Source organism: Pseudomonas sp. 9_2_1 (assembly GCF_059295275.1).
On the sequence record NZ_CM181239.1, the window covers coordinates 4,687,238 to 4,714,116 of the forward strand.

Consider the following 26,879-nt stretch of genomic DNA (forward strand, 5'->3'; position numbering starts at 1 on the left):
TCAAACCGCCTCGAGCTCTGCCATGAAGTCCTGGAGCTCATCCAGGTCTCCGTCGTTTCGGGTACCGAGACTGCCTACCTCTTGCGCAAAGGCCTGCAGGTTCTCTGTCTGGAACAACAACGCGAGTGGCAGGTTCGTGCCCAGTTCGATCTGCAGTCGTGCTACCGCCTGGGTTGCCAGCAAGGAATGGCCGCCCAGCTCGAAGAAGTTGTCGGTAAGAGATACGTTTTCCACGCCCAGAACTTCAGCCCATATTGCCGCAACCTTACGTTCGAGCTCCGTGTCCGGCGCCACATAAGCTGCTTGCCGCAGGTTGCCGTCCGGCTGAGGCAAAGCCTTGCGGTCCAGCTTGCCATTCGGTGTCAACGGCAGGCGCTCGAGCAGCAGCAAGTGTGCTGGCACCATGTAATCCGGCAGGTTGGCTTTCAGTTGGGCGCGCAGGGTGTCGCGCAGCGCCGTCTGCGCTTCCTGGCTTTCAACCGACGCAGCATCACTTGGCACCACATAGCCCACCAGTTGCTGGCCTCCCGCTGCATCCTGGGCCAGAACCACCGCTTCACGCACGGTGTCCTGCTGCTGCAGTCGCGCCTCGATTTCGCCCAGTTCGATACGGAAACCACGGATCTTCACCTGATGATCGACGCGCCCGACATATTCGATAACGCCATCGGCGCCATAACGGGCCAGGTCACCAGTGCGGTACAGGCGGCTGCCCGCTTTGCCGAACGGGTCTGGGAGAAAACGCTCAGCGGTAAGGCCAGGGCGCGCCAGGTAACCACGCGCCAGCCCTGCACCGGCCATGTGCAACTCCCCCACCACACCTGTCGGCAGCGGCGCGCCGGCTTCGCTCAGCAGGTATACCGCACTGTTGGACAGCGGCCGGCCAATATTGGCCTGGCCACCCTGCCTGCGCAGGGTGAAGGTGGAATAGGTGGTGTCCTCCGACGGGCCATACAGGTCGTATACCTTGAGCACATGGCCGGTCGCGTAAAGCGCGTCGACCAACCCCTGCTTGAGCGCTTCTCCCGCCAGGTTGATGATGCGTACGCCGGGCGGCAACTGGCCGGTTTCATGCAGCACCTTGATGGCCGACGGCACCGTGTTGACCAGGCGTACCTGGTCCTTGGCCGGCAGGTGGGGCAGTTCCAGGGCATTGGTTGCCAGCACCGCGTAACCACCCGAGCCCAGGGTTACGAACAGCTCCCAGACCGACAGGTCGAAACAGATCGATGTGGACGCCAATACGCCACACAGGTCTTGCCGGCTGTAGACCGACTGCGCCCAGGCGATCATCGCCACGGCGTTGCGATGTTCGATCTGCACCCCTTTGGGCTTGCCGGTGGAGCCGGATGTGTAGATGCAGTAGGCCAGGTTGTCCGGTGTAGTCAGGCACACCGGGTCGATCTCGTCGTAGCCGTCGAGGTGCAACTGGTCAACCAGCAGCGTGCGCGCCTGGAAGCTGGACGGCACACGTTCGAGCAGGTGTGATTGCGACAGCAACAAAAGCGACTGGCTGTCTTCCAGCATGTACACCAGTCGTTCCTGCGGGTAGCCCGGGTCAAGCGGCACGTATGCACCGCCCGCCTTGAGGATCGCCATCAACGCGACCACCATGTCCAGGCCCCGCTCCATGGCGACACCCACCAGTACTTCCGGGCCGACACCGGACTCGCGCAATTTGTGCGCCAGCTGGTTGGCCCGCGCATTCAGCACGGCATAACTGAGCGTCTGCTCGCCGTGGATCAGCGCGACGGCGTCTGGTGCGCTGGCCACCTGCGCCTCGAACAGCTGGTGAATGCAACGCTCGGCCGGGTAGCTGGCCGCCGTGCGATTCCAGTCCTGCACGATAAGCTGGTGCTGAGCAGCATCGAGCAGCGGCAGATCACCCAGTGCAGCGCCCGCATCGCTTACCAGCGCGTCAAGCAGCGTTGCAAAGTGATGCGCCAACTGTTCGATCGCCTCGCCGTTCCACTGAGCGCGGTCATGCCGGTACTGGATGGCCAGGCTGTCGCCAAGGCTCACCAACACGGTCAGCGGGTAGTTGGTCTGCTCACGCACTTGCACCGCGCCAAATTGCACCCCACTCGGCGCACCCTGCTGAAGCGCTTCTGATACCGGATAGCTTTCAAACACTACCAGGCTGTCGAACAGCGCTTCACCGCCCAGGCCCGCCCAGCGCTGCACGTCGTACAGCGGCGTGTGCTCATATTCGCGCATGGCCAGGTTGCTGGCCTGTACCTGCCCGATCCAGTGCGCAACGCTTTGCTCGCTTTGCGGCGCGCCCACCACCGGCAGGGTGTTGATGAACAATCCGATCTGCGCTTCCACGCCAGCCAGCTCCGCCGGCCGCCCTGCGACCGTGGCGCCAAAGCACACCGACGACTGCCCGGTATAACGCTGCAGCAACAGCAGCCAGGTTGCCTGCACCAAGGTGTTGACGGTGACGCGCTGAGCGCGGGCAAACGCCTCTACCCGAGCGGTACGCGCGGCATCGAACACCTGGTGATGCACCTCATGCCCCTGGCCCTCTGGCTCGGCACTGCGCACCGCCTGGGCCAAGCGCGTGGGTTCGTGGAGTTCAGCCATCTGGCCCCGCCAGAATGTCTCGGCAGCCCGTGCATCCTGGCGCTGCAGCCAGGCGATATAGTCGCGATAACTGCCCGTCGTGGCCACCACAGGCTGGCCGGCATAACGCTGCAAGACCTCGCCGAGCAACTGCGAAGTGCTCCAGCCATCCATCAGGATGTGATGGCAGGTGAAGATCAGGTGATGACGCGCAGCCCCCGTACGCACCAGCGCCAGACGCAACAATGGCGCCTCGGCCAGGTCGAACCCAAGCTGCCGGTCGGTATCTGCCAGGGCGTCCAGGGCCTGATCCAGCCCAGCCTCGGCACGCAGGTCGTGCTCGCTGAACGGCAGCGTTACACGCTTGCGTACTACCTGCACCGCCTGGCCCAGATCACCCTGCCAGATGAAACTGCTGCGCAGGATATCGTGGGCTTGCAGGGCAGCCTCCCAGGCTTGCCTGAAGGCGTCTACATTCAGGCCATCCACATCCACGCGCATCTGGTTGATGTAGTTGCCGCTGCCTTGCTCGTAGATGCTGTGGAACAGCATGCCTTGCTGCATGGGCGACAAGGGGTAGACATCGGTGACGTGCGCCGCTGCAACCGGCAACTGGTCGAGTTGTGCCTGGCTCAGTGCAGCCAGCGGGAAGTCCGATGGCGTCAGGCCACGATGCCCGCTCGCACAGCAATGCTCGATGATCTGACCCAGGGCCTGCAGGTAAGCCTGGGCCAACCGCTCGATGGTTTCGCGGTGGTGCACGTCCTGGCTGAAAGTCCACTCCAGGCGCAGCTCGCCGCCATAGACCTGGCCGTTGACGGTCAACAGGCTGGCCAGCGGCGCCTGGGCATCCTGCCTGGCCCCGTCATGCTCCTTGGCAGGGGTGAACAAGCCTGTTTCGCCGTCGAAACTGCCGTCGAACTGCCCAAGGTAGTTGAAAACGACCTGCCCCTCAGGCAACGCTGCAAGGGCTTCGCGGCTGGCAGCATCGCCCAGGTAGCGCAGCACACCATAGCCAAGGCCCTTGTCAGGCACGGCGCGTAACTGTTCCTTGATGGTCTTGATGGAACCCGCCAGGTCCGCTTGCGGGCTCAGCTTCACCGGGTACAGGCTGGTGAACCAGCCCACCGTGCGCGTCAGGTCGATGCCCGCAAACAGGTCTTCGCGACCATGTCCCTCCAGGCGCACCAGCACCTCAGGCTGGCCACTCCATTGGGTGACTGCCTGCGCAAGCGCCGTCAGTAGCAGGTCGTTGATCTGCGTGCGATAGGCCACAGAGCACGCCTGCAACAGCCGTCGGGTGCTTTGCGCATCCAGGCGGGTGCTGACTGAAGCAGCATGCCTGAGTTGCCGGCTGCCCTGCGGGTTATCACAGGGCAGCGCTTCGCGGGTGCCTTGCAACTGCGCCTGCCAGTAGCCCAGTTGCTGTTGCAGCTCCGGCGCGGCGGCATAGGTTTGCAAACGCTCGGCCCACGCTTTGTACGACGTGGTCTTGGGCGCAAGTTGCAGCGGCTGCCCGGCGGCCAGGGCCTGGTAGGCCTGCTGCAGGTCCTCCAGCAGTACACGCCACGACACGCCGTCCACCACCAGGTGGTGGATCACCAACAGCAGCCTCTGGCTACCGTCAGGCAGCGTCCCGAGCATGGCGCGCAGCAAGGGGCCGTGCTCAAGGTCGAGGCTGCGCTGGGCTTGGGCGGCGTCTTGCTCCAGTTGCTCGATGCTGGCGAAATCCCGCTGCCACAACTGGACATGACCCGCTTCGGCAAACTCCGCCTGCCACTGCACCCCATGCTTGACCATGCGCAAACGCAAGGCATCGTGGTGGTTCAGCAATGCCTGCAGTGCGGCATCGAGCACCAGCGCGTCAAGCGCTTCGCCTGGGGTCAGAAGGACCGATTGGTTCCAGTGATGGCGCTTGGCAATGGGTTGTTCGAAAAACCAGTGCTGGATGGGCGTGAGCGGTGTAACCCCAGTCACCGCGCCCTGATCGATCAGCACGATGTCGCCACGCGAGGCGAGTCGCGCCAGCGCTTGCACCGTCTGTGCCTCGAACAGGTCCTTGGGAGTGAAGTGGATATCCACCTGGCGTGCTCGGCTAACCACTTGCAACGAGATGATCGAATCGCCACCCAGCTCGAAGAAGTTGTCGTCAAGCCCCACCCTGTCCAGCTTCAGCACATCTGCCCAGATCGCCGCAATCTGCTGCTCCAGCTCGGTTTGCGGGGCGATGTATTCACCCTGCAACTGGCTGGCATCCGGCTGCGGCAGGGCCTTGCGGTCCAGCTTGCCATTTGGCGTCACCGGCAGTTGGTCGAGCAGCAGCAGGTGCGCCGGGACCATGTAGTCCGGCAAGCCTGCCTTCAGCGCTTCGCGCAGGCTGTCGCGCAAGGCGCTGTGGTCCTGCGTGCTGTCGGCCGGCACCACATAGCCCACCAACTGCTTGCCGCTCGGGCCGTCCTGGGCCAGCACCACCGCTTCCTGCACGCTTGGCAGCTCCAGCAGGCGGGCTTCGATTTCACCCAGTTCGATACGCAGGCCGCGAATCTTCACCTGATGGTCGATACGCCCGGCGTAGTCGATCACGCCATCGGTGCGGTAGCGCGCCAGGTCGCCGGTGCGGTACAGCCGCCCGCCGTTGTCGCTGAACGGGTCCGGTACGAAGCGTTCGGCAGTCAGCGCCGGGCGCTGGTGGTAGCCACGGGCAAGACCAACGCCGCCCAGGTACAGCTCGCCGGCACTGCCGCGCACGGCTGGCTGCAGGCTGCCTTCGAGGATATGGGTTTTCAGGTTGTCGATCGGCTGGCCGATCGGCACGCTGATGCTTTCGTCCGCCTGGCAGGTCCAGTGGGTGACGTCGATGGCCGCTTCGGTCGGGCCGTACAGGTTGTACAGGCCGGCTGCGGGCAGGCGTTGCAGGGTCTGACGGGCCAGCTCGGCCGGCAGTGCTTCACCGCTGCACACCACGCGCTTGAGGCTGACGCAGCTTTCCACTGCCTCATGGGTCATGAACGCCTGCAGCATCGACGGCACGAAGTGCAGCGTGCTGATGCCGTGCTGGTTGATGGTGTCGACCAACAGCTGCGGGTCGCGGTGGGCACCCGGCTGGGCCACGACCAGGCGGGCGCCGGTCATCAATGGCCAGAAGAACTCCCACACCGACACGTCGAAGCTGAACGGGGTTTTCTGCAGCACGCTGTCGCTGGCGTCCAGGCCGTAGGCCTTCTGCATCCACCACAGGCGGTTGACCAGGGCCTGATGGCTGTTGCCGGCACCTTTCGGGCGGCCGGTGGAACCGGAGGTGTAGATCACGTAGGCGAGGTTCAGCGGCGCCACGTCGATATTGAGGTTGGCGTCGCTGTAGCCTTCGAGGTTTTCGCCATCCAGGTCCAGGCTGCGCAGGCCGGCGGGAATCGGCAAGGTTTCGCGCAGGTGCGACTGGGTCAGCAGCAAGGCGATGCGGCTGTCCTCGAACATGTAGCTCAGGCGGTCCTGCGGGTATTCCGGATCGAGCGGCACGTAGGCCCCGCCGGCTTTGACGATGCCCAGCAGGCCGATGACCATCTCCAGGCTGCGTTCCATGGCGATGCCCACCAGCACATCCGGGCCCACGCCCTGCTCGCGCAGCTTGTGCGCCAGCTGGTTGGCCCGGCGGTTGAGCTGGGCGTACGTCAGCGTGTGCTCGCCGAATACCAGGGCCGGGGCATCCGGAGTGGCGAACACCTGGGCTTCGATGAGCTGATGAATGCTGCGCGCGTCCGGGTAGGCAGCGTGGGTGTCGTTCCAGCCTTCGAGCATTTGTTGCTGTTCTGGCTGACCGAGCATCGGCAGTTCACCGACCACTGCGTCCGCGTTTTCCACCAGTGCCTGCAGCAGGTTGGCAAAGTAGCCCGCCAGGCGGCCGATGGTTGCGTCGCCCCACTGCGTACGGTCGTGGCTGTACTGCATCGACAAGGTCGCACCCAGCTCCACCACCAGGGTCAGCGGGTAGTTGGTCTGCTCCTGCACGGCCACATCGCCAAAGCGCAGGCCACCGGGCGCCCCCTGTTGCAGCGCCTCGGACACCGGGTAGTTCTCGAACACGAGGATGCTGTCGAACAGCGCGTCACCGCCCTGCCCGGCCCAGCGCTGCACATCGTACAGCGGCGTATGCTCGAACTCGCGCGCGGCCAGGTTGATGGCCTGGACCTGGCCGATCCACTCGGCCACGGTCTGCTCGCTGCGAGGCGCGCCAATCACTGGCAGGGTGTTGATGAACAGGCCGATCTGCTCTTCCACGCCTGGCAGATCTGCCGGGCGGCCGGCGACAGTGGCGCCGAAGCACACACTGGCCTGGCCGGTGCAGCGCTGCAACAGCAGCAGCCAGGCCGATTGCACCAGGGTGTTGACCGTGACCCGGTTGGCCCGGGCGAAGGCTTCGATACGTGCTGTCTGCTCGCGGTCGAAGGCCAGGCGATAGTCGCCATGGCCGCTGCCGCCTGCGCTGCCGGCGATGGCCTGGGCCAGGCGTGTCGGCGCATCCAGGGTGGCGAGCTGGGCCTTCCAGAAGGCCTCGGCAACGGCTGCGTCCTGGCCCTGCAACCAGGCGATGTAATCGCGGTAGTGCGTGGCCTGCGCTTGCGGCGCCAGGCCGGCATAGCGCTGCAGCACTTCGCCCAGCAGGCGCGAGGTGCTCCAGCCGTCCATGAGGATATGGTGGTTGGTGTAGATCAGGTGGTGGCTGGCATCGCTGGTGCGCACCAGTACCAGCCGCAGCAGCGGCGCAGCGGCCAGGTCAAAGCCGCGCTGGCGCTCATCATCGGCCAGGGTCTGCAAGGCCTGTTCCAGGGCCGGCTGGCCGCGCCAGTCGTGCTCGCTGAACGGCAGCTCGACAGCCTTGCGCACCAGCTGCACGGCCTGGTCCAGGTCGCCTTGCAGGACAAAACCGGTGCGCAGGATGTCGTGGGCATCCACGGTGGCCTGCCAGGCCTGCCTGAAGCGCTGCACATCCAGCCCGTGCACATCCACGCGCAGCTGGTTGATGTAGTTGCCGGCCTGTTGGTCGTAAAGGGTGTGGAACAGCATGCCCTGCTGCATCGGCGACAGCGGGTACACATCGGCGATCTGCCCGGCAGCCAGCGGCAGGTTGTCCAGCTGCGCCTGGGTCAACGCGGCCAGCGCGAAGTCCGAAGGCGTCACGCCCTGATGCCGGGTATCGCAGCAATGCTCGACCAGCTCCGCCAGGGCCTGCTCGTAGGCCTGCGCCAGGGCCTCGATGGTGGCCGGGGGATGCACGTCGGCGCTGTAGGTCCATTCCAGGAACAGTTCGCCGCCGTACACCTGCCCGGTGATGCTCAGCCAGTTGCCCAGTTGGGCGCCGGCGCACTGGGTACGGCCAGCGCTTTCGCCGCTTGGGGTGAACAGTGCGCCGGTTTCGGCAGCGAAGCTGGCGTCGAACTGGCCCAGGTAGTTGAAAGTGACACGCGGCTGCGCGGTGTTCCCGAGCTGCTCACGCACTTGGGCATCGCCCAGGTAGCGCAGCAGGCCGTAGCCAATGCCTTTGTCCGGCACGGCGCGCAGTTGCTCCTTGATGGCCTTGATCGACTGGCCGATATCGTTGCCGGGGGTAAGGCGTACCGGGAACAGGCTGGTGAACCATCCCACGGTGCGGCTCAGGTCCAGGTCGTCGAACAGGTCTTCGCGGCCATGCCCTTCCAGCTGCACCAGCACGTTGTCGTGGCGGCTCCACTGGCACAGGGTGCGCGCCAGCGCGCTCAGCAGCAGGTCGTTGATCTGCGTGCGGTAGGCGGCCGGGGCCTGCTTCAGCAGCCTGGCGGTGCGCTCGGCGTCCAGCCGTGTGGCAGCGGTGCGTGCATGGGTATTGGCCAGGCTGCCCTGCGGGTTGTCACGCGGCAGCTCGGCGCTGTCGCTGGCCACCGCCTGCAACCAGTAATCGCGCTGTGCCTGCAGTGCCGGGCTGCTGGCGTGGCGGGCCAGGTGCTCGGCCCAGGTTTTCACCGACGTGCTTTTGGCGGGCAGGCTCACGGCCTGGCCGCCGAGCACTTGTCGATAGGCTTGCTGCAAGTCTTCCAGCAGCACCCGCCATGACACGCCATCGACGACCAGGTGATGAACCACCAGCAGCAGACGCTGCTGGCCGTCGGCAAAGTCAAACAGCTCGGCGCGCAGCAGCGGCCCTTGCTCCAGGTTCAGGCTGGCCTGTACCTGGCTGCCAGCAGCATCCAGCTCGCTCAGCGCGGCCAGGTTGCGTTGGCTCAGCAGCGGCGCGTTGCTCAGCGGCTGGAAGCGCGCCTGCCACTGGCCGGCACCACGGCTGAAGCGCAGGCGCAGCGCATCGTGCTGCTCAACTACAGCACGCAGGGCCGCCTCCAGCGGTTGCAGCTGCACCGGGCTGGCCGGTTTCAGCAATACCGACTGGTTCCAGTGCGCCGGCTGGGCAATATCCATTTCGAAGAAGCGCGCCTGCGCTGGCAGTAGCGCCACCTCGCCAGTGATTGCGCTGTCGATCACTGCTGTCGGCGCAGGCTGCCTGGCCTCGATGCGCTTGGCCACCTGGGCCAGCTGGGCGATGGTCTGTTGTTCGAACAGCTGCTTGGGGGTGATCTTGATGCCCTGGCGCTTGGCGCGGGCGATGATCTGCAGGCTGAGGATGGAGTCGCCCCCCAGCTCGAAGAAGTTGTCGCTGCTGCCGACCTGCTCCAGCTTCAGCACATCGGCCCACACCGCAGCCAGCTTCTCTTCGATTTCACCTTCTGGCGCCACATAGCCGCGGCTGACCGCCCCCGGTGCCGGTAATGCGCGCTTGTCGAGCTTGCCGTTGGCGGTCAGCGGCAGGCGCTCCAGCAGCAGCATCTGCGCTGGCAGCATGTAGTCCGGCAGGCGTGCCTGCAGTTGCGCCTGCAACTGCTGCACGCTTACCCCGCCGTCGGCCACCACGTAGGCCACCAGTTGCAGGCGCTCGGTATCGCCTTCCAGAGGCAAGGCCAGCACCGCGGCCTCGCTTACGCCTGGCAGGCCGAGCAGCACACGGCCGACTTCGCCCGGCTCCACGCGGTAACCGCGGATTTTCACCTGGTCATCCGCGCGACCGATGAACTCTACCAGGCCATCGGCGCCAAGCCGGGCGCGGTCGCCGGTGCGGTACAAGCGGGCACCCCCTTCGGTGGGCACGAAACGCTCGGCGGTCAGCGCAGGCTGACCCAGGTAACCCTGGGCCACGCCCTGCCCGCCCAGGTACAGCTCGCCGGCCACGTGGGCCGCCATCGGGTTGAGGTAGCCATCCAGCACCTGGGCGCAGGCATTGCCCAGCGGGCGCCCCACCGGCACCGTACGGCAGCCGGGCAGCGGCTGATCAGGCTCGAAGGTGAGCACGCCGACCGTGGTTTCGGTAGGCCCATAGTGGTTGATGACCCGGCAACCCGGGCGCAGTTCGCGGACCTTGTCCAGCAGGCTCCAGCTGCAAGCCTCACCGCCCAGGATCAGTGCTTCGGCCGGCAGTACATCGGCAGCGCGGGTAGCTTGCAGCAGGCCTTGCAGGTGGCTCGGCACCAGCTTCACCACACCCACCTTGTGCTGCGCCATGTAGCTGGCGAAGCCGTCCGGGTCGAACGCCAGGTCCTGTGGCAGCAGGTGCAACAGGCGGCCAGACGCCAAGGCGCCGAACAGCACGGTATGGCCCAGGTCAGCCGCAGGGGTGGAGACCATGGCCATGCTCGCCGCGGCCGGCAGCTGCAGGCGTTCCAGCACCGCCTGGGTGTAGCTGGCCAGCGCCCCGTGGCTGACCACCACGCCTTTCGGCTGGCCGGTCGAGCCCGAGGTGTAGATCAGGTAGGCCGGCTGTGCGGGGGCGATGGTCACCTCGACCGGGCTGTCGCTGCAGGTCGCCCACTGGGTGTGATCGCAGGCAATCACCTGCACGCCTGGCATGGCCGAAAAGCGATGGTCGCCCGCCTCGTGCAGCAGCACGGCCGCAGCACTGTCGGCAATCAGCTGCTGCAGGCGCTCTTGCGGCTGCTGGGCGTCCAGCGGCAGGTAGGCGGCGCCGGTCTTGAGCACGGCGAGCACGGCGCTGACCCACTCGATGGAGCGCGGCAGGCACAGGGCAACGATGCTGCCCGCGCCGACCCCGCGTTGGCGCAGGTAGTCGGCCAGGCGGTTGGAGGCTGCCTCCAGGCCGGCCTGGGTCATGAACCGGTCACCGGCGCGCACGCCGCCGTGGGCCTGGCCTGGCGCCATTGCCTGGCGCCACAGGGCGAGGAAGTCGCCATGCGGGTAGGGCTGCGTGCTGGCTGGCAGTATGCTCGCCACCTCCGGGCAGTCCACCATGGCCTGCTGCGGGTCGCGGATCAGCGCGTCCAGTACCTGGCGCAGCGAGCCCGCCATGCGCTCGATGGTAGCCTGCGCGAACAGGTCGGTGGCGTAGGTGAAGTAGCCTTCGATGCCGTCGGCCTTGTCGGAGAAGTCGAACGCCAGGTCGAAACGGGCATCGCCGCCGTCACGGGCAAAGCCTTCCACTTCCAGCGCGCCCAGGCGCTTGCGCCCGGCGTCGCTGGCCGCCACGTGCTGGTTGATCTTGAACTGGAACAACGGGTTGTGCGCCAGGTTGCGTTCGGGCAGCAAGGCGTCGACCAGGTGCTCGAATGGCAGTTCCTGATGCGACTGGGCGCCGCCGATCACGTCTTTCACCTGCTCCAGCAGCGCGGCGAAGGTCGCGCGCTCGTCCACCTGCACGCGCAGTACCTGGGTGTTGATGAAGAAGCCGATCAGGCCTTCCAGTTCCTTGCGGTTACGCCCTGCATTGGGCGCACCGATGCGGATGTCGGCCTGGCCGCTGTAGCGCGACAGCACCACTGCCATGGCCGCCAAAACCAGCACGAACAGCGTGTGGCCACCTTTGCGCGCCTGGTTGCGCAAGGCTTCGGCCTGTTCGCCAGCGATGTCCACCCGCACCACCGCACCGCGCTGGCTTGGCGTGGCCGGGCGCTCGAAGTCCAGCGGCAGGCTCAGCACCGGCTGCTCGTCGCCCAGCTGGGCCTGCCAGTAGGCCAGCTGGCGCTGCGCTTCACCGGCTTCGAGCCAGGCACGCTGCCAGATGGCGTAGTCGGCGTACTGGATCGGCAAGGCGGGCAGGTCGGCCTGGTGCCCCTCGGCCAAGGCGGTGTACAGCTGGATGAACTCCTGCACCAGCACGTCGCTGGACCAGCCATCGGAGATGATGTGGTGCATGCTCAGCACCAGCACATGCTCCTCGGCCGCCACGCGCAGCAGGGTCACCCGCAGCAGCGGCCCGGTCAGCAGGTCGAAGGGCTGCTTCAGGGCGGCGTCCACCGCCACACTCAGCGACGCCTCATCGGCGACGCCATCGAACATCACCAGCTCAAGTGGCAGCGGGCAGTGGTCGGGAATTTCCTGGTGGAACTCGCCTTCTTCCGAGGCGAAGCGCGTGCGCAGCGACTCATGGCGCTGCACCAGCGCATCCAGCGCCTGCTGCAGCACCGCCTGGTCCAGCGCGCCCTTCAGGCGTACCGCCATCGGCACGTTGTAGGCCGGGCTGTCGGGCTCCAGCTGCCAGAGGAACAGCAGCCGCTGCTGGGCGAACGACAGCGGAATACGGGCCAGGCCCTGGCGTGCTGGCACGATGGGCAGCAAGCGGAAGCTCTGCCCGCTGGCCTGCATCTTTTCCAGGATCTGCTGGCGTTGCTCCACAGGGAGGCCGACGAAACGTTGGGCGATACGTTGTGCTGCTGTGAGTTCCATGTCAGGCCTCTGTGAATTCGTTCATCATTTTTTCGATATCGCTCAGGCCGTCGTCACTCAGTGACAGCGCCTGTTCCTCCAGCGCCTGGGCGAAGGCGCGCAGCTCGGGGTGGGTGAAGATCAGCCGCAGCGGGACATCCAGACCCAGCTCGACGTTGATCCGCGACACCGCCTGGGCCGCCAGCAAGGAGTGGCCGCCCAGCTCGAAGAAGTTGTCGCTCAGACCGACCCGGGCCACGTTCAACAGCTGCGCCCAGATATTCGCCAGCTGTTGTTGGCGCTCGCTTTGCGGCGCCTGGTAGTCGTGCTGCGGCTGGTTCGGGTCGGGCAATGGCAGGGCCTTGCGGTCGAGCTTGCCGCTGGGCGTCAGCGGCATGTCCGGCAGGGTCACCAGGTAGGTCGGGATCATGTAGTCCGGCAGGCTGGCCTTGAGGTACTGCTTCAGCGTCAGGCGCAGGTCACCGTTGTGGCCTTCGGCTGGCACGGCATAGGCGCACAGCTGCTTGCCGCCGGGCAGCTCGATAGCCAGCACCGTGGCTTCGCGCACGTCCGGGTGCGCCCGCAGGTACTGCTCGATCTCGCCCAGTTCAATGCGGAACCCGCGCACTTTCACCTGGTGGTCGACACGCCCGCGATAAGCCAGCTGGCCGTTTGCGTCGTAGTAACCGAGGTCGCCGGTGCGGTACAGCCGACCACCGCCAACCGCGTCGAACGGGTCGGGGACGAAGCGTTCGGCGGTAAGCGACGGCCGCTGGTGATAGCCGCGCGCCAGGCACCCTGCCCCGCCGATGAACAGCTCGCCAGGTACGCCAACCGGGGTCGGCGCCAGGCCTTCGTCCAGCGCATGCAGGCTGCGGCCTGGCAACGCGCGGCCGATGGGCACGCCGCCCTGGCTGATCTGCTCCAGGGTCATCTGCGAGCAGTCGTAGGTGGTGGCAACCACCGTGGCTTCGGTCGGGCCATAGGTATTCAGCAGGCGCACCGCTGGCGGGCCATCGGCCAGCCAGGCACGCAGGGCGTCTTCCGCTACCGCTTCACCACCGACATGAATCTGCTTCAGCCGGCCATAGGCTTGCGGGGCGCGGCGCTCCAGCGCCAGCAGGCGCCAGTAGGCCGCCGGCAGGTCGGCCACGGTCACCGCGTGGCGGTTGATCTCGTCCAGCAGCGTGGTGGTGTCCCACAGCCGCAGGTCACGCAGCACCACGCAGGCGCCCTGGGCCAGCGGCGGGAAGAACTGCTCGATGAAACCGTCGAAACTGAAGGTGGCGAACTGCAGCACGCGGTCGTCCGGGCTCAGGCGCGAATAATCGCCGGCCACCTGGCAGAACAGCGACAAGGCATGGTGGTCGATGGCCACGCCCTTGGGCATGCCGGTGGAGCCGGAGGTGTAGATCACGTAGGCCAGGTTGTGCAGCGCCGCCAGGTTGGCCAGGGGTTCGCAGGGCCAGGCCTGCAGCCATTCGGTGCCCGGTTCCAGCACCACGCAAGGTAGCTGCTTGCCCAGTTGCAAGCGCTCGCGCGAAGGCGCATCCGCCAGCAACAGGCTGATGCCGCTGTCCTCGACCATGTAGGCCAGGCGCTCTTGCGGGTAGTCCGGGTCCAGCGGCACGTAGGCGCCGCCAGCCTTGTGAATGGCGATCAATGCCAGGGCCATGCCCAGGCCACGCTCCACGGCCACGCCGACCAGGCGATCCGGCCCCACACCCAATGCACGCAGGCGGTGCGCCAGCTGGTTGCTGGCACGGTCGAGCTCGGCGTAGGTCATCTGCTGGTCGTCGAAGATCAGCGCGAGCGCGTCCGGCCGCTCACCGGCCTGACGCTGCAGCAACTGGTGCGCGCACAGGCCGCTGCCTTGCTGCGCTGCGGGGTTCCAGCCATGGGTCAGTTGCTGGCGCTCTTCGCCGCTGAGGAAATCCAGCTCGGCGATGCAGCGCTGCGGCTCGGCGCAGATGGCCTCGAGCAGCGCTTGCCAGTGCCCGGCCATGCGCTCGATGCGCGGGGCGTCGAACAGGTCGGTGGAGTAGTTGAACGAAGCGGTCACGCCATCGGAACGCTCCAGGGTATTGAGCGAGATGTCGTACTGCGCGCCGGGCTCCAGCAGATCCACTTCCTTGACCTGCAGCCCGTGCAGGGCATCGCCTGACACCTGCTCGCCCAGGTCGCGCAGGTGGTTGTACAGCACCTGGAAGAACGGGTTCACGCCCTGGTCGCGGTCCGGGTACAGCGCCTCGGCCACCTCCAGAAACGGCACATCCTTGTTGGCCTGGGCCTGCAGCGTGGTTTCCTTGATCGCCGCCAGCAGCTGGGCGAACGGCTGGCTGCCATCGACGCCGATACGGGCTACCACCACGTTGATGAAGAAGCCGATCAGCCCTTCCAGCTCCAGGCGGTTGCGGTTGGTGACCGGTACGCCGATGTTCAACGTGCCCTTGCGGCTGTAGCGCGACAGCACGATGGCGTAGGCCGCCAGGAACACATGGAACAAGGTGGCGTTGGACGTCACCGCCAGCGCCCGCAGGCGCTCGGTGAGGGCCAGCGGCAGGCGCACGTCGAAGCGGCTGCCCTGGTAGCTCTTGACCTGCGGGCGAATGCGGTCGGCGGGCAATTCGAGCACTTCGAAGTCGTCTTCCAGGCGCGCCTTCCAGTAATCGATCTGCGCCTGCATCTGCCCCTCGGCCAGCCATTTGCGCTGCCAGGCGGCAAAGTCGGCGTACTGCACGGGCAGCGGTTCGATGGCGTGGGCCTGGCCGGTGGCTGCCGCGTTATAGGCGGCGGCGAACTCGCGCACCAGCAGGCTCATCGACCAACCGTCGGAAACGATATGGTGCAGGGTCAGCGACAGCAGGTGCTCCTGGGCGTGCACCTTGAACAGCCGCGCACGCAGCAGCGGACCGTGCTCCAGGTCGAACGGCACGAAGGCTTCGGCTTCCAGCTTGCGCATTTGCGCGGCGTGGTCCTGGCCGCTGAGGTCTTCGAAACCGATCGGCACCGTGGCGGCCGGCAGGATGCGCTGCCAAGGCAGGCCCTCGGCTTCGACGAACACGCTGCGCAGTGACTCGTGGCGCGCAACCAGTGCGTCCAGCGCCGCTTGCACCGCGTCACGGTCGAGATTGCCGTGCATGCGCACCGCCATCGGCGTGTTGTAGGCCAGGCTTTGCGGGTTGAGCTTCCAGAACAGCCACTGGCGGTTCTGCGAACGGGACACCGGCAGCGGCTGCTGGCGGTCGAGGATTTCGATGTCCAGGCCCGTGCCCTGCTCGGCGTCGGCCACCGCCTGGGCGAAAGCCTGCAGGTCGACGGTGTCGAACAGGGTGCGCAAGTGGACGTCCAGGCCCAGTTGCTTGCGCACTCGGGATACCGCCTGGGTGGCCAGCAGCGAGTGGCCGCCAAGGGCGAAGAAGTTGTCGCTCAGGCCCACCTGCGGCACTTGCAGCACCTGGGCCCAGATCTGCGCCAGTTGCGTTTGCAGCGGGGTCTGCGGCGCCTGGTAGGCCACTTGGCTGGCGACCGGTTCCGGCAGGGCCTTGATGTCGACCTTGCCGTTGACCGTGACCGGCAGCTGCGCCAGCACCATCAGGTGGGTCGGCAGCATGTGCTCGGGCAGCAGGCCTTTGAGGCGGGTGCGGATCGACGCCTGCCAGGCCAGGCTGTCGCTCGGCAACTGGCTGGGCACCAGCCAGGCGGCCAGTTGCAGCTGCGGTGCCTGGCCATGCACGCGGACCAGCGCGTTGGCAACGCCGTCCAGTGCGCGCAACTGGTTTTCGATTTCTGCCAGCTCGACGCGGTAGCCACGGATTTTCACCTGGCCATCCATGCGCCCGGCAAACTGCAAGTCGCTGCCTTGGCGCACCCAGTCACCGCTGCGGTACAGGCGCTGGCCATGGCCACCGTTCGGGTCGGGGACAAAACGCTCAGCGGTGAGCGCCGGGCGGTTCAGGTAGCCGCGGGCCAGCCCGGCGCCACCGATGTACAGCTCGCCCTTGGCCTTGGCCGGCAGCGGCTGCAGGCAGCGGTCGAGCACCGCTACGCAGGTGTTGGCCAGCGGCTGGCCGAGGCTGGTCTGGTCGTGCAGTTCGGCAACCAGCACACCAACGGTGGTCTCGGTCGGGCCGTAGTGGTTGAGCACCTTGAGTGCCGGTGCCAGCTGGCGGATCTTGCCCAGCAGGCCTGGGCTGACGGCCTCGCCGCCGAGCACCAGGCACTGGCCCGGCAACGCCGCGCGCCCCGCCACCAGCATCGCCTCCAGGTGCGACGGCACGATCTTCAGTGCATCCACCTGGTGCTCGGCCAGGTAGGCGGCGAAGCCTTCGGCATCCAGTACCTGTTCGCGCAGCAGCACATGCAGCGTGTGGCCGCCACACAGGGCGCCGAACAGCATGGTGTGGCCCAGGTCGGCAGCCGGGGTCGAGACCTGGGCCATGCTGCGGATGCGCTCTACCGGCAGGCGCGCGGTGATGCCATCGACATAGTTGGCCAGGGCGCCATGGCTGATCGCCACGCCTTTGGGTTGGCCGGTGGTGCCGGAGGTGTAGATCACGTACGCCAGGTTGGCCGCGGCCGGGGCGGTTCGTGCGGGGCTGCCAGTGCCGCCTTGCGCCCAGTCCAGGCGCTGTACGTTGGCGGGCAACTCGGCCTGCCAGTTTCCAGGTGCCAGCAGCACACGCGTGCCACTGTCGGCAAGCATGTAGGCCAAGCGCTCAGCCGGTTGTTCAGGCTCCAGCGGCAAGTAGGCGCCACCGGCCTTGAGCACACCCAGGATACTGGCGAGCATGCTGACGCTGCGGTCGGCCAGCACGCCGACCAGCCTGTCCGGGCCAACCCCGGCTTCGACCAGGCGGTTGGCGATGGCTTCAGCACGGGCATCGAGCTCGGCAAAGCTGGCCTGCTCCCCTGCGGCCATCACTGCGGTGCGTTCGGGATGACGGCGAGCCGCAGCGGCAAACCGCTGGTGCACCAGCGGCGCATCATCGGCCGGGTCTGTCACTCCGGTGGCCGTAGCCAGGCGCGGGAGTGCAAGCTCACCTACTGCGCCAGCGGTTTCAGCGGCCAGCGCCTGCACCAGGGCCAGCCACTGTTCGCCGAGCGTTTCGATGGTGGCCGCATCGAACACGTCCGTCGCGTAGGTGAAGGCCGCCTGCAGCTGACCGCCGCGCTCGTGGGTATCCAGCGCCAGGTCGAAGCGGGCGCTGTGCTTTTCCAGTGCGATCGGCGCCAGGCGCAGGCCGGAGCGGGTCTCGATGGCCTGCACATCCGCCACCTGCGCCTGGTGGTTGAACAGCACGCGGAACAGCGGGCTTTCGCTGCTGCGCGGCAAATCCAGGGCCTCGACCAGCTGTTCGAATGGCAGGTCCTGATGGCTTTGCGCGCCCACGGCGGTTTCACGCACGCGCTGCAGCAAACCGGCGATGTCCAGCAGCGGGTCGATTTCGGTGTGCAGCACCTGGGTATTGATGAAGCAGCCGATCAGGCCCTGGCCCTCGGCACGGTTGCGGTTGGCGATCGGTACACCGACGCGGATCGCAGCCTGACCGCTGTAGCGCTGCAACAGCAGCTTGAAAGCGGCGAGCAGGACCATGAAGAGGGTGACATTGTGCTTGCGTGCCAGGCCGCGCAAGCGCTCGGTGACGTCCGTGGCGATGGGGAATTCGTGGCGAGCGCCGCGGTAGCTGGGGCGGCCCTGGCGGGTGCGGTCCAGTGGCAGCTCGAGCGGCGAATGGTCGTCGCCCAGGCGTGCCTGCCAGTAGGCCAGCTGGCGCTCCTGCTCGCCCGCCTCAAGCCAGCTGCGCTGCCACAGGGCGAAGTCGCGGTACTGGATCGGCAGCGCGTCGAGGGTGGCTTCAGTGCCCGCTACAGCAGCGTCATACAGGCACAGGAATTCGTCGATCAGCACGTTCATCGACCAACCGTCGGCGACGATGTGGTGCAGGGTCAGCAACAGGACGTGTTCCTGCGCGGCCAGTTGCAGCAGGCGCACGCGCAGCAGCGGGCCGCTGGCCAGGTCGAAGGGGGCCAGCGCCTCGGCTTCGGCGATGGTTTCGATGGCGGCCTGGCGGGCGTTCTCGTCCAGCTCTGTGAGGGCGTCCTGGCGCAGCTGCAGGGGCGCGGCGCTGACGTCTACCTGCTGGCGTACATCATCGCCGTCGGCAACAAAGCGGGTGCGCAGGGTTTCGTGGCGGGCCACCAGCGCATCGAAGGCGTGCTGCAGCGCCGCCAGGTCCAGCGGGCCATGCAGGCGCACGGCCATGGGCAAGTTGTAGGCCGCGCCCTGCGGGTCGAGCTGCCAGAGGAACCACATGCGCCGCTGGGCGTACGACAGCTGGTCACGCTCGGCCACGTCCACGCCGGGTGCAATCGGCAGCACGGAGAAGTCCATGCCCTCGCCCTGCAGCGCCTTGAGGAACAGACGGCGCTTGTCGGGGCTGAGTTCGATGAAGCGGCGGGCGAGCTTGAGCGTTTGGTCGGCATTCATGTCGAGCGGAGTCCTGGCAGTCGAGCGGTAACTGTCAGACGAAGGGGTGGGGGGGTTATTTAGTGGAGGGCTGCGGGGCTGAAAGGTGTTCGCCATGGCAGGTTCAGCGCCTGTGAGATCGAGCGCCGCGCGGGCGGCGCTCGATCTCACAGGCGCTGCACATCTTGCGGCATGCACCTGTCAGCCCAACACCTCACTGTGCCCCTGCGCCATCGCCACCACCACCTTGCGCTTGCCGGTAAACGGCGACCGCGCATGCGCTGCCAGCATGTTGTCGAGCATCAGCACATCGTTCGCCAGCCACGGGAAGCGGATGGTGCATTCATCCAGCACCCCGCGCACTTCATCGAGCAACGAATCTTCGATGGTCGTCCCATCGCCGTAATACACGTTACGCGGCAGGTCCTCTTCCTCCACGATATCCATCAGCGACTCACGCACCTCTGGCTGCAGGTTCGATACATGGAACAGGTGCGCCTGGTTGAACCACACGTCATCCCCTGTCACCGGGTGGCGCGCTACCACCTGGCAGCGCTGGCGGGTGCGCAGTTCGCCGTCATCCTTCCAGATGCACTCGATGGCATGCGCCCGGCAGTACGCCTCGACCTGGCGCGGGTCGTCGGTGTTGAACACCTGGGACCATTCCACATCCAGGCCGTTGCCGTAGTTGCGTACGTACATCAACCCCTTTTCCACCAGGCGCTCACGAATACGCGACGGCATGCGCCGGTATACCTCGCGGCTGTCGGCAATCGGCGTTTCGCCACCGGTCTCGGCAGGGATCACGCTGTAGAACCAGATCTTCATCGGCCATTCCAGGGTATAGGCCTGCTCGTTGTGCAACGGGATGCTCTGGTGGGCCGGGTACTCGGTGGAGGTGTACACGCCTTTGGTCACGTTGCTGCGCGGGGTAGAGCCGAACTCGTAGTTGAGCAGCGGGTGGGCAAACGACGCGGCGAATTGGCGGAAGGCTTCGGGGCCGCCAACCTCGAACCCGCGGAACAGAATGCCGCCCGCTTGCAACAGATGCCGGTCCACCAGCGGCTGCAACGCTGCAAAGGCGTCCAGCAGGTCGATACCCGGTTCCGGCGCGCGTACCAGCAGCGGCAGGTTGCCGCGCGCGGCGTCCAGGGGTTCGATCGCAAAGCTCAGCAGTTCACTCATGACGGTCACCTCAAGCCAGGGCCGCGTTGGCGGCGAAATCGGGATGTGCGCCATTGCGGCGCCTGACTAGATGAACGAGCGGGCCTGCGGGAAATTCACCAAGGCCGCACACACAGGTAAAGCCAGCGCGCGCCGGTTCGTCTGAACGATGTGCACCCTTTTATCGCCCAGGAACCGTACATGACTCGCCAGCTCCTGCTCCTCGCCCTGCTCGCCACGGCCCCCGCCGCCTGGTCGGCAGAGCAATGCGCCGTGGAAATCAACGGCACCGACCAGATGACCTTCGACACGGCCACCATCACCGTGCCCAAGGCCTGCACCTCGTTCACCGTCACCCTCACCCACCCCGGCGACATGCCGAAGAACGTGATGGGCCACAACTGGGTACTGAGCACCCAGGCCGACATGCAGGGCGTGCTGGACGACGGCCAGAAGGCCGGCGAGGCGCAGGACTATGTGAAACCCGGCGACACCCGGGTCATCGCCCACACCCGTTTGATCGGCGGCGGCGAAAAAGACAGCGTCAGCCTCGATACCCGGTCGCTGAAGGCCGGTACCGATTACAGCTTCTACTGCTCGTTCCCGTTCCACAGCACCTTGATGAAGGGCAGCCTGACCCTCGGCAGCTGACCCCGCCCCCACTCCACCAGCGAGATCACCCTTCATGAAAACCTCCTCCCCCGGGGCCATCCGCGAATTGCTGGGCCTGCTCAAACCCTACCGCCCGGCGGTGATCGTCTCGGTTGTGCTGGGCATGGTCGGTGGCCTGGCCGTCACCGCCCTGCTAGCCACCGTCAACCAGGGCCTGCATGCGGCCGGCGGCATGAGCCAGGGCGTGATCCTGGCGTTTGCCGGCCTGTGCGTACTGGCGCTGGTCAGCAGCGTGGCCGCTGACAGCGGCACCAACTATGTCGGCCAGAAAGTCATCGCCAGGCTGCGCAAAGACCTGGGGGCCAAAGTGCTGTCGGCGCCCATCGAGCAGATCGAGCGCTACCGCACGCACCGTCTGATCCCGGTGCTGACCCGTGACGTCGACACCATCAGCGACTTCGCCTTCGCCTTCGCCCCACTGGCCATCTCGCTCACCACCGTGCTGGGTTGCCTGGCCTACCTGGCCTACCTGTCGTGGCCGATCTTCCTCATCACCCTGGTGGCCATCGGTATCGGCAGCGGCGTGCAGTACATCGCCCGGCAAAAGGGCGTGGCCGGCTTCAACGCTGCCCGCGATGCCGAGGACAACCTGCAGAAGCACTACTCGGCCATCGCCGAAGGCGCCAAGGAGCTGCGCATCGACCGCCGCCGTCGCCACGCCATGCTGACGCGCAATATCCAGGGCACCGCCGACTTCATCGCCAACACCCATATCCGTGCCATCAACATCTTCGTTGCGGCCAAGAGCCTGGGGTCGATGTTGTTTTTCGTGGTCATCGGCCTGACGTTGGCGCTGCAATCGCTGTGGCCGAGCAATGACCCGGCGGTGATGAGCGGCTTCGTGCTGGTGCTGCTGTACATGAAAGGCCCGCTGGAAACGCTGATTGGCAACCTGCCGATTCTCGGTCGCGCGCAAATCGCGTTCCGCCGTATCGCTGATCTGTCCGAGCGCTTCTCCTCCCCCGAGCCGCACCTGCTGCTGGAGCCGCCGGTCAAGCGTGCCACTGCCGCCACCGCGCACCTGGAGTTGCACAACGTCGAGTACGCCTACCCGCCGGTAGACGGTAAAGAACCGTTCCGCGTGGGGCCGGTGAACCTGAGCATCGAGCCGGGCGAGATCCTGTTCATCGTCGGTGAAAACGGTTGCGGCAAGACTTCGCTGATCAAGCTGCTGCTAGGCCTGTACACCCCGCAACGCGGTGAGGTGCGCCTGAACGGCAAGGCCGTCGGCCCAGAGGGGCTGGATGACTACCGGCAGCTGTTCACCACCGTGTTCGCCGATTACTACCTGTTCGACGACCTGCCAGAACACGAGCACAGCCTGCCCGAGGACGCCACGCGTTATCTGGAGCGGCTGGAGATTGCGCACAAGGTCAGCGTGCGCGACGGTGCCTTCACCACCACCGACCTGTCGACCGGGCAGCGCAAGCGCCTGGCGCTGGTCAATGCCTGGCTCGACGGGCGACCGGTGCTGGTGTTCGACGAATGGGCAGCGGACCAGGACCCGACGTTCCGCAGGGTGTTCTACACCGAGCTGCTGCCGGACCTGAAGCGGTTGGGCAAGACCATCATCGTGATCTCGCACGATGACCGGTACTTCGATACGGCGGACAAGGTGGTGCACCTTAGCCGTGGGAAGGTGGTGGAGGCACTCGAACCGGCGTAACTCAGCAAAGGGCCGCTGAGTGAAATGCCAGTCAGTCAAGCAATTGGGGCTGCTACGCAGCCCCATAGCCTTGACTGATTGATTAGCCGCTGAGCGGCCCTTTTTGACCGGCCCATAGTCGCTCTATAGTCGCTCTATAATTTCCTATAAAGCAGCAACTCACGAAGCACCATTGCCTTCGCATCGTGTGTACAGGCTCCAACTGGACAAGCTGGCCATGCTGCGCCACAGGCGCCGTGAACAACCTGTAATCAGAACAACCAGCGATACAACAGATACGCCACCACCACCGCCAGCACCGGCCGCAGGATGCGGTAGGCCTTGGGGTTGGCGCGCTTGAACGTCTTCACACGGCCGCTGATGCGGTTGCTGAAGCGCTTGCTCCAGGCATAAGCCTGGTTGATCCCGCCAACGCGCTCGTCGTCGGTATTCTGCGGCGCGGTGGCGCGGCCGAGGAAGGCACTCACCTGGCGGTTGATGCGGGACATCAGCGGGCTGCTCAGCGGGCGTTCGATGTCGCAGAACAGGATCACCCGGGTAACGTCGGTCTCGTTCTTCACCCAGTGCACGTAGGTTTCGTCGAACATCACGTCTTCGCCATCACGCCAGGCATATTCCTCGCCATCCACATAGATGCGGCAGGCATCGGAGTTGGGCGTGGACAGGCCCAGGTGGTAGCGCAGCGAGCCGGCGAAGGGGTCGCGGTGCGGGTTCAGGTGGCTGCCGCCGGGCAGCAGCGCGAACATTGCGCCCTTGACGTTGGGGATGCTGCTGACCAGCTCGACAGTGCGCGGGCACAACGCTTCTGCCGACGGCAGCGGTTTGTCGTACCACTTCAGGTAAAAGCGCTTCCAGCCCTTCTTGAAGAATGAACCGAAGCCGGCGTCGTTGTCCTTCTCGGCGGCGCGAATATAGCCCTCGTCGAACAGGCGCATGGCCTCTTCGCGGATTTCCTGCCAGTTGTCCTTCAGCACGTCCAGCTCGGGGAAACGCTGGCGGTCCAGGTACGGTTTGGACGGCACGCCGGAAAACAGGTACATCAAGGCGTTGTACGGCGCGAACAGTGCTGAATGGTTGACGAACTGGCGCAACACCGGCAGCCGGGCCTTGCCGCGCAGGTGCACGAACAGCACGCTGCCGAAGAACACCAGCAAGACACCCGCCTTGGCTGCAAAGGAAAAGGTCATGCTTTCACTCCTTGGGGAAGCGCCAGGGCTGCGCGGCCTGGCACTCCAGAAAAATCATCCTGCCATCATAAACCGATCCCGCCGAGGTAAAAACAACCTCGGCGGGATCGCATTGATGAAGATTTTGCAATGAAGCCCGCCGCCGGATGTTGCCCCGGATCAGCGGAAACGCCGGTTACTGCTGGTTTTCCTGCTCGCTGAACAGGTCGCTGAAGAGCATGCTCGACAGATAGCGCTCGCCGGAATCAGGCAGAATTACGACGATGGTCTTACCCTGCATTTCCGGTTTTTCGGCCAGGCGCACGGCCGCCGCCATCGCCGCGCCACAGGAAATACCGCAAAGGATGCCCTCTTCCTGCATCAGGCGGATGGCCATGGCCTTGGACTCTTCATCGGTCACCGTCGCCACCTGGTCGACAATCGACAGGTCGAGGTTTTTCGGCACGAAGCCGGCACCGATGCCCTGGATCTTGTGCGGGCTGGGCTTGAGCTCTTCACCGGCCAGAGTCTGGGTAATCAGCGGCGACGCCACCGGCTCCACGGCCACCGAGGTGATGGCCTTGCCCTGGGTATGCTTGATGTAGCGCGAAACACCGGTAATGGTGCCACCGGTGCCGACACCGGCCACTACCACATCAACCGCACCGTCGGTGTCGTTCCAGATTTCCGGGCCGGTGGTCTTCTCGTGGATCGCAGGGTTGGCCGGGTTCTCGAACTGGCCAGGCAGGAAATACTGGGCCGGGTTGGAGGCGACGATTTCATTGGCCTTCTCGATGGCGCCCTTCATGCCCTTGGCCGGGTCGGTCAGCACCAGTTCGGCGCCCAGCGCCTTCAGCACCTTGCGACGCTCCAGGCTCATCGAGGCGGGCATGGTCAGCATCAGCTTGTAGCCACGGGCAGCGGCGACGAAGGCCAGGCCGATGCCGGTGTTGCCCGAGGTGGGCTCGACGATGGTCATGCCCGGCTTGAGCTTGCCGTTGCTTTCGGCGTCCCAGACCATGTTCGCGCCGATGCGGCATTTGACCGAGTAGCCCGGGTTGCGCCCTTCGATCTTGGCCAGGATGGTCACGCCGCGCGGGGCGATGCGGTTGATCTGCACCAGCGGCGTGTTGCCGATGGAATGGGCGTTGTCTGCAAAGATACGGCTCATGGCAGGGGTCCTTGGCATGAAAAAAAGCAGGGTAAGACCCCAAGGGTAAGCCCCGGCCGGTGACCCGTAAAGCCTGTTCGAACTCCGCGCGGTGGGTTGCGGTCAACCGCACATCCCGCCTTGGAGACACCCCGATGAGAGCCCGTTATCGCTGGCCGCTGATCGGCCTGGCCAGCCTGGTCGTGCTGCTGGTCGCCCTGCAGCTGGCCCTGCCCTACCTGGTACGCGACTACCTGAACGACAAGCTGGCCGACATGGGCGACTACCGTGGCCAAGTAGCCGATGTGGACCTGGCCTGGTGGCGCGGTGCGTACCAGATCAACGGGCTGAAGATCGTCAAGACCAGCGGCAAGGTGCCGGTGCCGTTTCTTGATGCACCGTTGATCGACCTGTCGGTGAGCTGGCATTCGCTGATCTACGACAAGGCCGTAGTGGCCAAAGTAACCTTCGACCGCCCCGAGCTGAATTTCGTCGACGGTGGCAGCAAGCAGGCCTCGCAGACCGGCCAGGGCACCGACTGGCGCCAGCAGCTGGAGAAGTTGCTGCCCATCACCCTCGACGAAGTGCACATCGAAAATGGCACCCTCACCTTCCGCAATTTCAACTCCAAACCGCCGGTGGACCTCAAGGCGACCCGGCTGCAAGCGAATATCCGCAACCTGACCAATGTTCGCGATCAGAAAGGCCGACGCGACGCAAGCTTCGACGGTACTGCGTTGATCGCGGGCGATGCCAAGGTGGAAAGCCGTGCCACCTTCGACCCGTTCAGCGATTTTGATGACTTCGAGTTCCGCTTGCGCGCCACCGGCATCGAGCTGCGCAAGCTCAACGACTTCGCCAGCGCCTACGGAAAATTCGACTTCAATGCCGGGCATGGCGACGTGGTCATCGAGGCCCAGGCCGAGAATGGCCGCCTGAACGGCTACATAAAGCCGCTGCTGCGCGATGTCGATGTATTCGACTGGCAGCAGGATGTGAAGGAGAAGGACAAAGGTTTTTTCCGCTCGGTATGGGAAGCAGTGGTAGGCGCGACCGAGACCGTGTTGAAGAACCAGCCGAAAAACCAGTTCGCTACCCGTGTTGAGCTGAGCGGCAGCGTGCACAAGCAGGACATCAGCGCTTTCGAGGCGTTCTTGCAGATCCTGCGAAACGGCTTTATCCAGGCGTTCAATGCACGCTATGAGCAGCCGGCACCGAAGTCTGACTGATGGGAAGTGACGGGGCATTCAGGGACTGAATACCCGGTCTGCGTTTGCAGCCGCCCAAGCCCGCGTTATAGTCGGTAACAAATCAAAATATGTGCTGCCTGTACTGGCCCTTTCGCGGGTAAACCCGCTCCCACAGAGGTCGCAACTACCTGTCGGAGACGGTTTACCCGCGAAAGGGCCAGTACAGGCTTACCGCAGAGGACAGATCCATGAAGTTCGAAGGCACCCGCGACTACGTCGCCACAGACGACCTGAAGCTGGCGGTAAACGCGGCCATCACCCTCGAACGCCCGTTGCTGGTCAAGGGCGAGCCCGGCACCGGCAAGACCATGCTCGCCGAACAGCTGGCGGCCTCGTTCGGCGCACGTCTGATTACCTGGCATATCAAGTCCACCACCAAGGCCCACCAGGGCCTGTACGAGTACGATGCGGTCAGCCGCCTGCGTGACTCGCAGCTGGGCGTGGACAAGGTCCACGATGTGCGCAATTACCTGAAAAAGGGCAAGTTGTGGGAGGCCTTCGAGGCCGAAGAGCGGGTCATCCTGCTGATCGACGAAATCGACAAAGCCGACATCGAGTTCCCCAACGACCTGTTGCAGGAACTCGACAAGATGGAGTTCTACGTCTACGAAATCGACGAGACCATCAAGGCCAGGCAGCGCCCGATCATCATCATTACCTCCAACAACGAAAAGGAACTGCCGGACGCCTTCCTGCGCCGCTGCTTCTTCCATTACATCGCCTTCCCCGACCGCACCACCCTGCAGCAGATCGTCGATGTGCACTACCCGAACATCAGCCAGTCGCTGGTCAGCGAGGCGCTGGACGTGTTCTTCGACGTGCGCAAGGTGCCGGGCCTGAAGAAAAAACCGTCCACTTCCGAGCTGGTCGACTGGCTCAAGCTGCTGATGGCCGACAACATCGGTGAAGCGGTGCTCCGCGAACGCGACCCGACCAAGGCCATTCCGCCGCTGGCCGGGGCACTGGTGAAGAACGAGCAGGACGTGCAACTGCTCGAGCGCCTGGCCTTCATGAGCCGGCGCGGCAACCGCTGACAGGAGCCGGG

At 65.4% G+C, this 26,879-nt stretch carries 10 protein-coding genes; 5 read left to right on the forward strand and 5 right to left on the reverse strand.

All coding sequences use genetic code 11. From position 1 onward, the window contains the following. The 3 genes from AC5O5I_RS21295 to AC5O5I_RS21305 form a co-directional block, all read right to left on the reverse strand. Complete coding sequence (locus AC5O5I_RS21295; RefSeq protein WP_494511513.1) at window positions 1-12,318, reverse strand: non-ribosomal peptide synthetase; 12,318 nt, start codon at window positions 12,316-12,318, stop codon at window positions 1-3. Window position 12,319: 1 nt separating this feature from the next. Beyond that, complete coding sequence (locus AC5O5I_RS21300) at window positions 12,320-18,787, reverse strand: amino acid adenylation domain-containing protein (RefSeq protein ID WP_494511514.1); 6,468 nt, start codon at window positions 18,785-18,787, stop codon at window positions 12,320-12,322. Between the two features lie 180 nt (window positions 18,788-18,967). After that, the gene (locus tag AC5O5I_RS21305) at window positions 18,968-19,951 is read right to left on the reverse strand and encodes a TauD/TfdA family dioxygenase (protein ID WP_494511515.1); all 984 of its coding nucleotides are present in this window, start codon (window positions 19,949-19,951) and stop codon (window positions 18,968-18,970) included. A 180-nt stretch (window positions 19,952-20,131) separates the two neighbouring features. Here AC5O5I_RS21305 and azu point away from each other — a divergent pair, with 180 nt between their 5' ends. Together azu and AC5O5I_RS21315 are read left to right on the forward strand one after the other, a co-directional pair. Continuing rightward, window positions 20,132-20,581, forward strand: coding sequence for an azurin (gene azu, locus AC5O5I_RS21310; RefSeq protein ID WP_172228901.1), 450 nt, complete (start codon window positions 20,132-20,134; stop codon window positions 20,579-20,581). Window positions 20,582-20,615: 34 nt separating this feature from the next. Then, entirely contained in the window at window positions 20,616-22,268 is a 1,653-nt protein-coding gene (locus AC5O5I_RS21315) for a cyclic peptide export ABC transporter (protein WP_494511516.1), read from the forward strand. 251 nt (window positions 22,269-22,519) lie between these two features. Here the strand turns inward: AC5O5I_RS21315 and AC5O5I_RS21320 are convergent, their stop codons facing one another. Further along, window positions 22,520-23,455 (reverse strand): aspartyl/asparaginyl beta-hydroxylase domain-containing protein, encoded by a 936-nt coding sequence (locus tag AC5O5I_RS21320; protein ID WP_172228905.1) that lies wholly within the window; start codon window positions 23,453-23,455, stop codon window positions 22,520-22,522. Here AC5O5I_RS21320 and AC5O5I_RS21325 point away from each other — a divergent pair. Next, entirely contained in the window at window positions 23,454-23,588 is a 135-nt protein-coding gene (locus tag AC5O5I_RS21325; RefSeq protein WP_256676262.1) for a hypothetical protein, read from the forward strand. The two genes, AC5O5I_RS21320 and AC5O5I_RS21325, sit on opposite strands and share 2 nt — an antisense overlap. 42 nt (window positions 23,589-23,630) lie before the next feature. Here AC5O5I_RS21325 and cysK read toward each other — a convergent pair whose 3' ends face one another. Next, complete coding sequence (cysK, locus tag AC5O5I_RS21330) at window positions 23,631-24,605, reverse strand: cysteine synthase A (RefSeq protein WP_172285699.1); 975 nt, start codon at window positions 24,603-24,605, stop codon at window positions 23,631-23,633. A 134-nt stretch (window positions 24,606-24,739) separates the two neighbouring features. Here cysK and AC5O5I_RS21335 point away from each other — a divergent pair, with 134 nt between their 5' ends. Both AC5O5I_RS21335 and AC5O5I_RS21340 read left to right on the forward strand, forming a co-directional pair. Beyond that, window positions 24,740-25,813, forward strand: coding sequence for a DUF748 domain-containing protein (locus AC5O5I_RS21335; RefSeq protein ID WP_172228909.1), 1,074 nt, complete (start codon window positions 24,740-24,742; stop codon window positions 25,811-25,813). 209 nt (window positions 25,814-26,022) lie between these two features. Then, window positions 26,023-26,868: an AAA family ATPase gene (locus tag AC5O5I_RS21340; RefSeq protein ID WP_013973748.1), complete on the forward strand. Its 846-nt coding sequence runs from the start codon at window positions 26,023-26,025 to the stop codon at window positions 26,866-26,868. Window positions 26,869-26,879 lie beyond the last annotated feature (11 nt).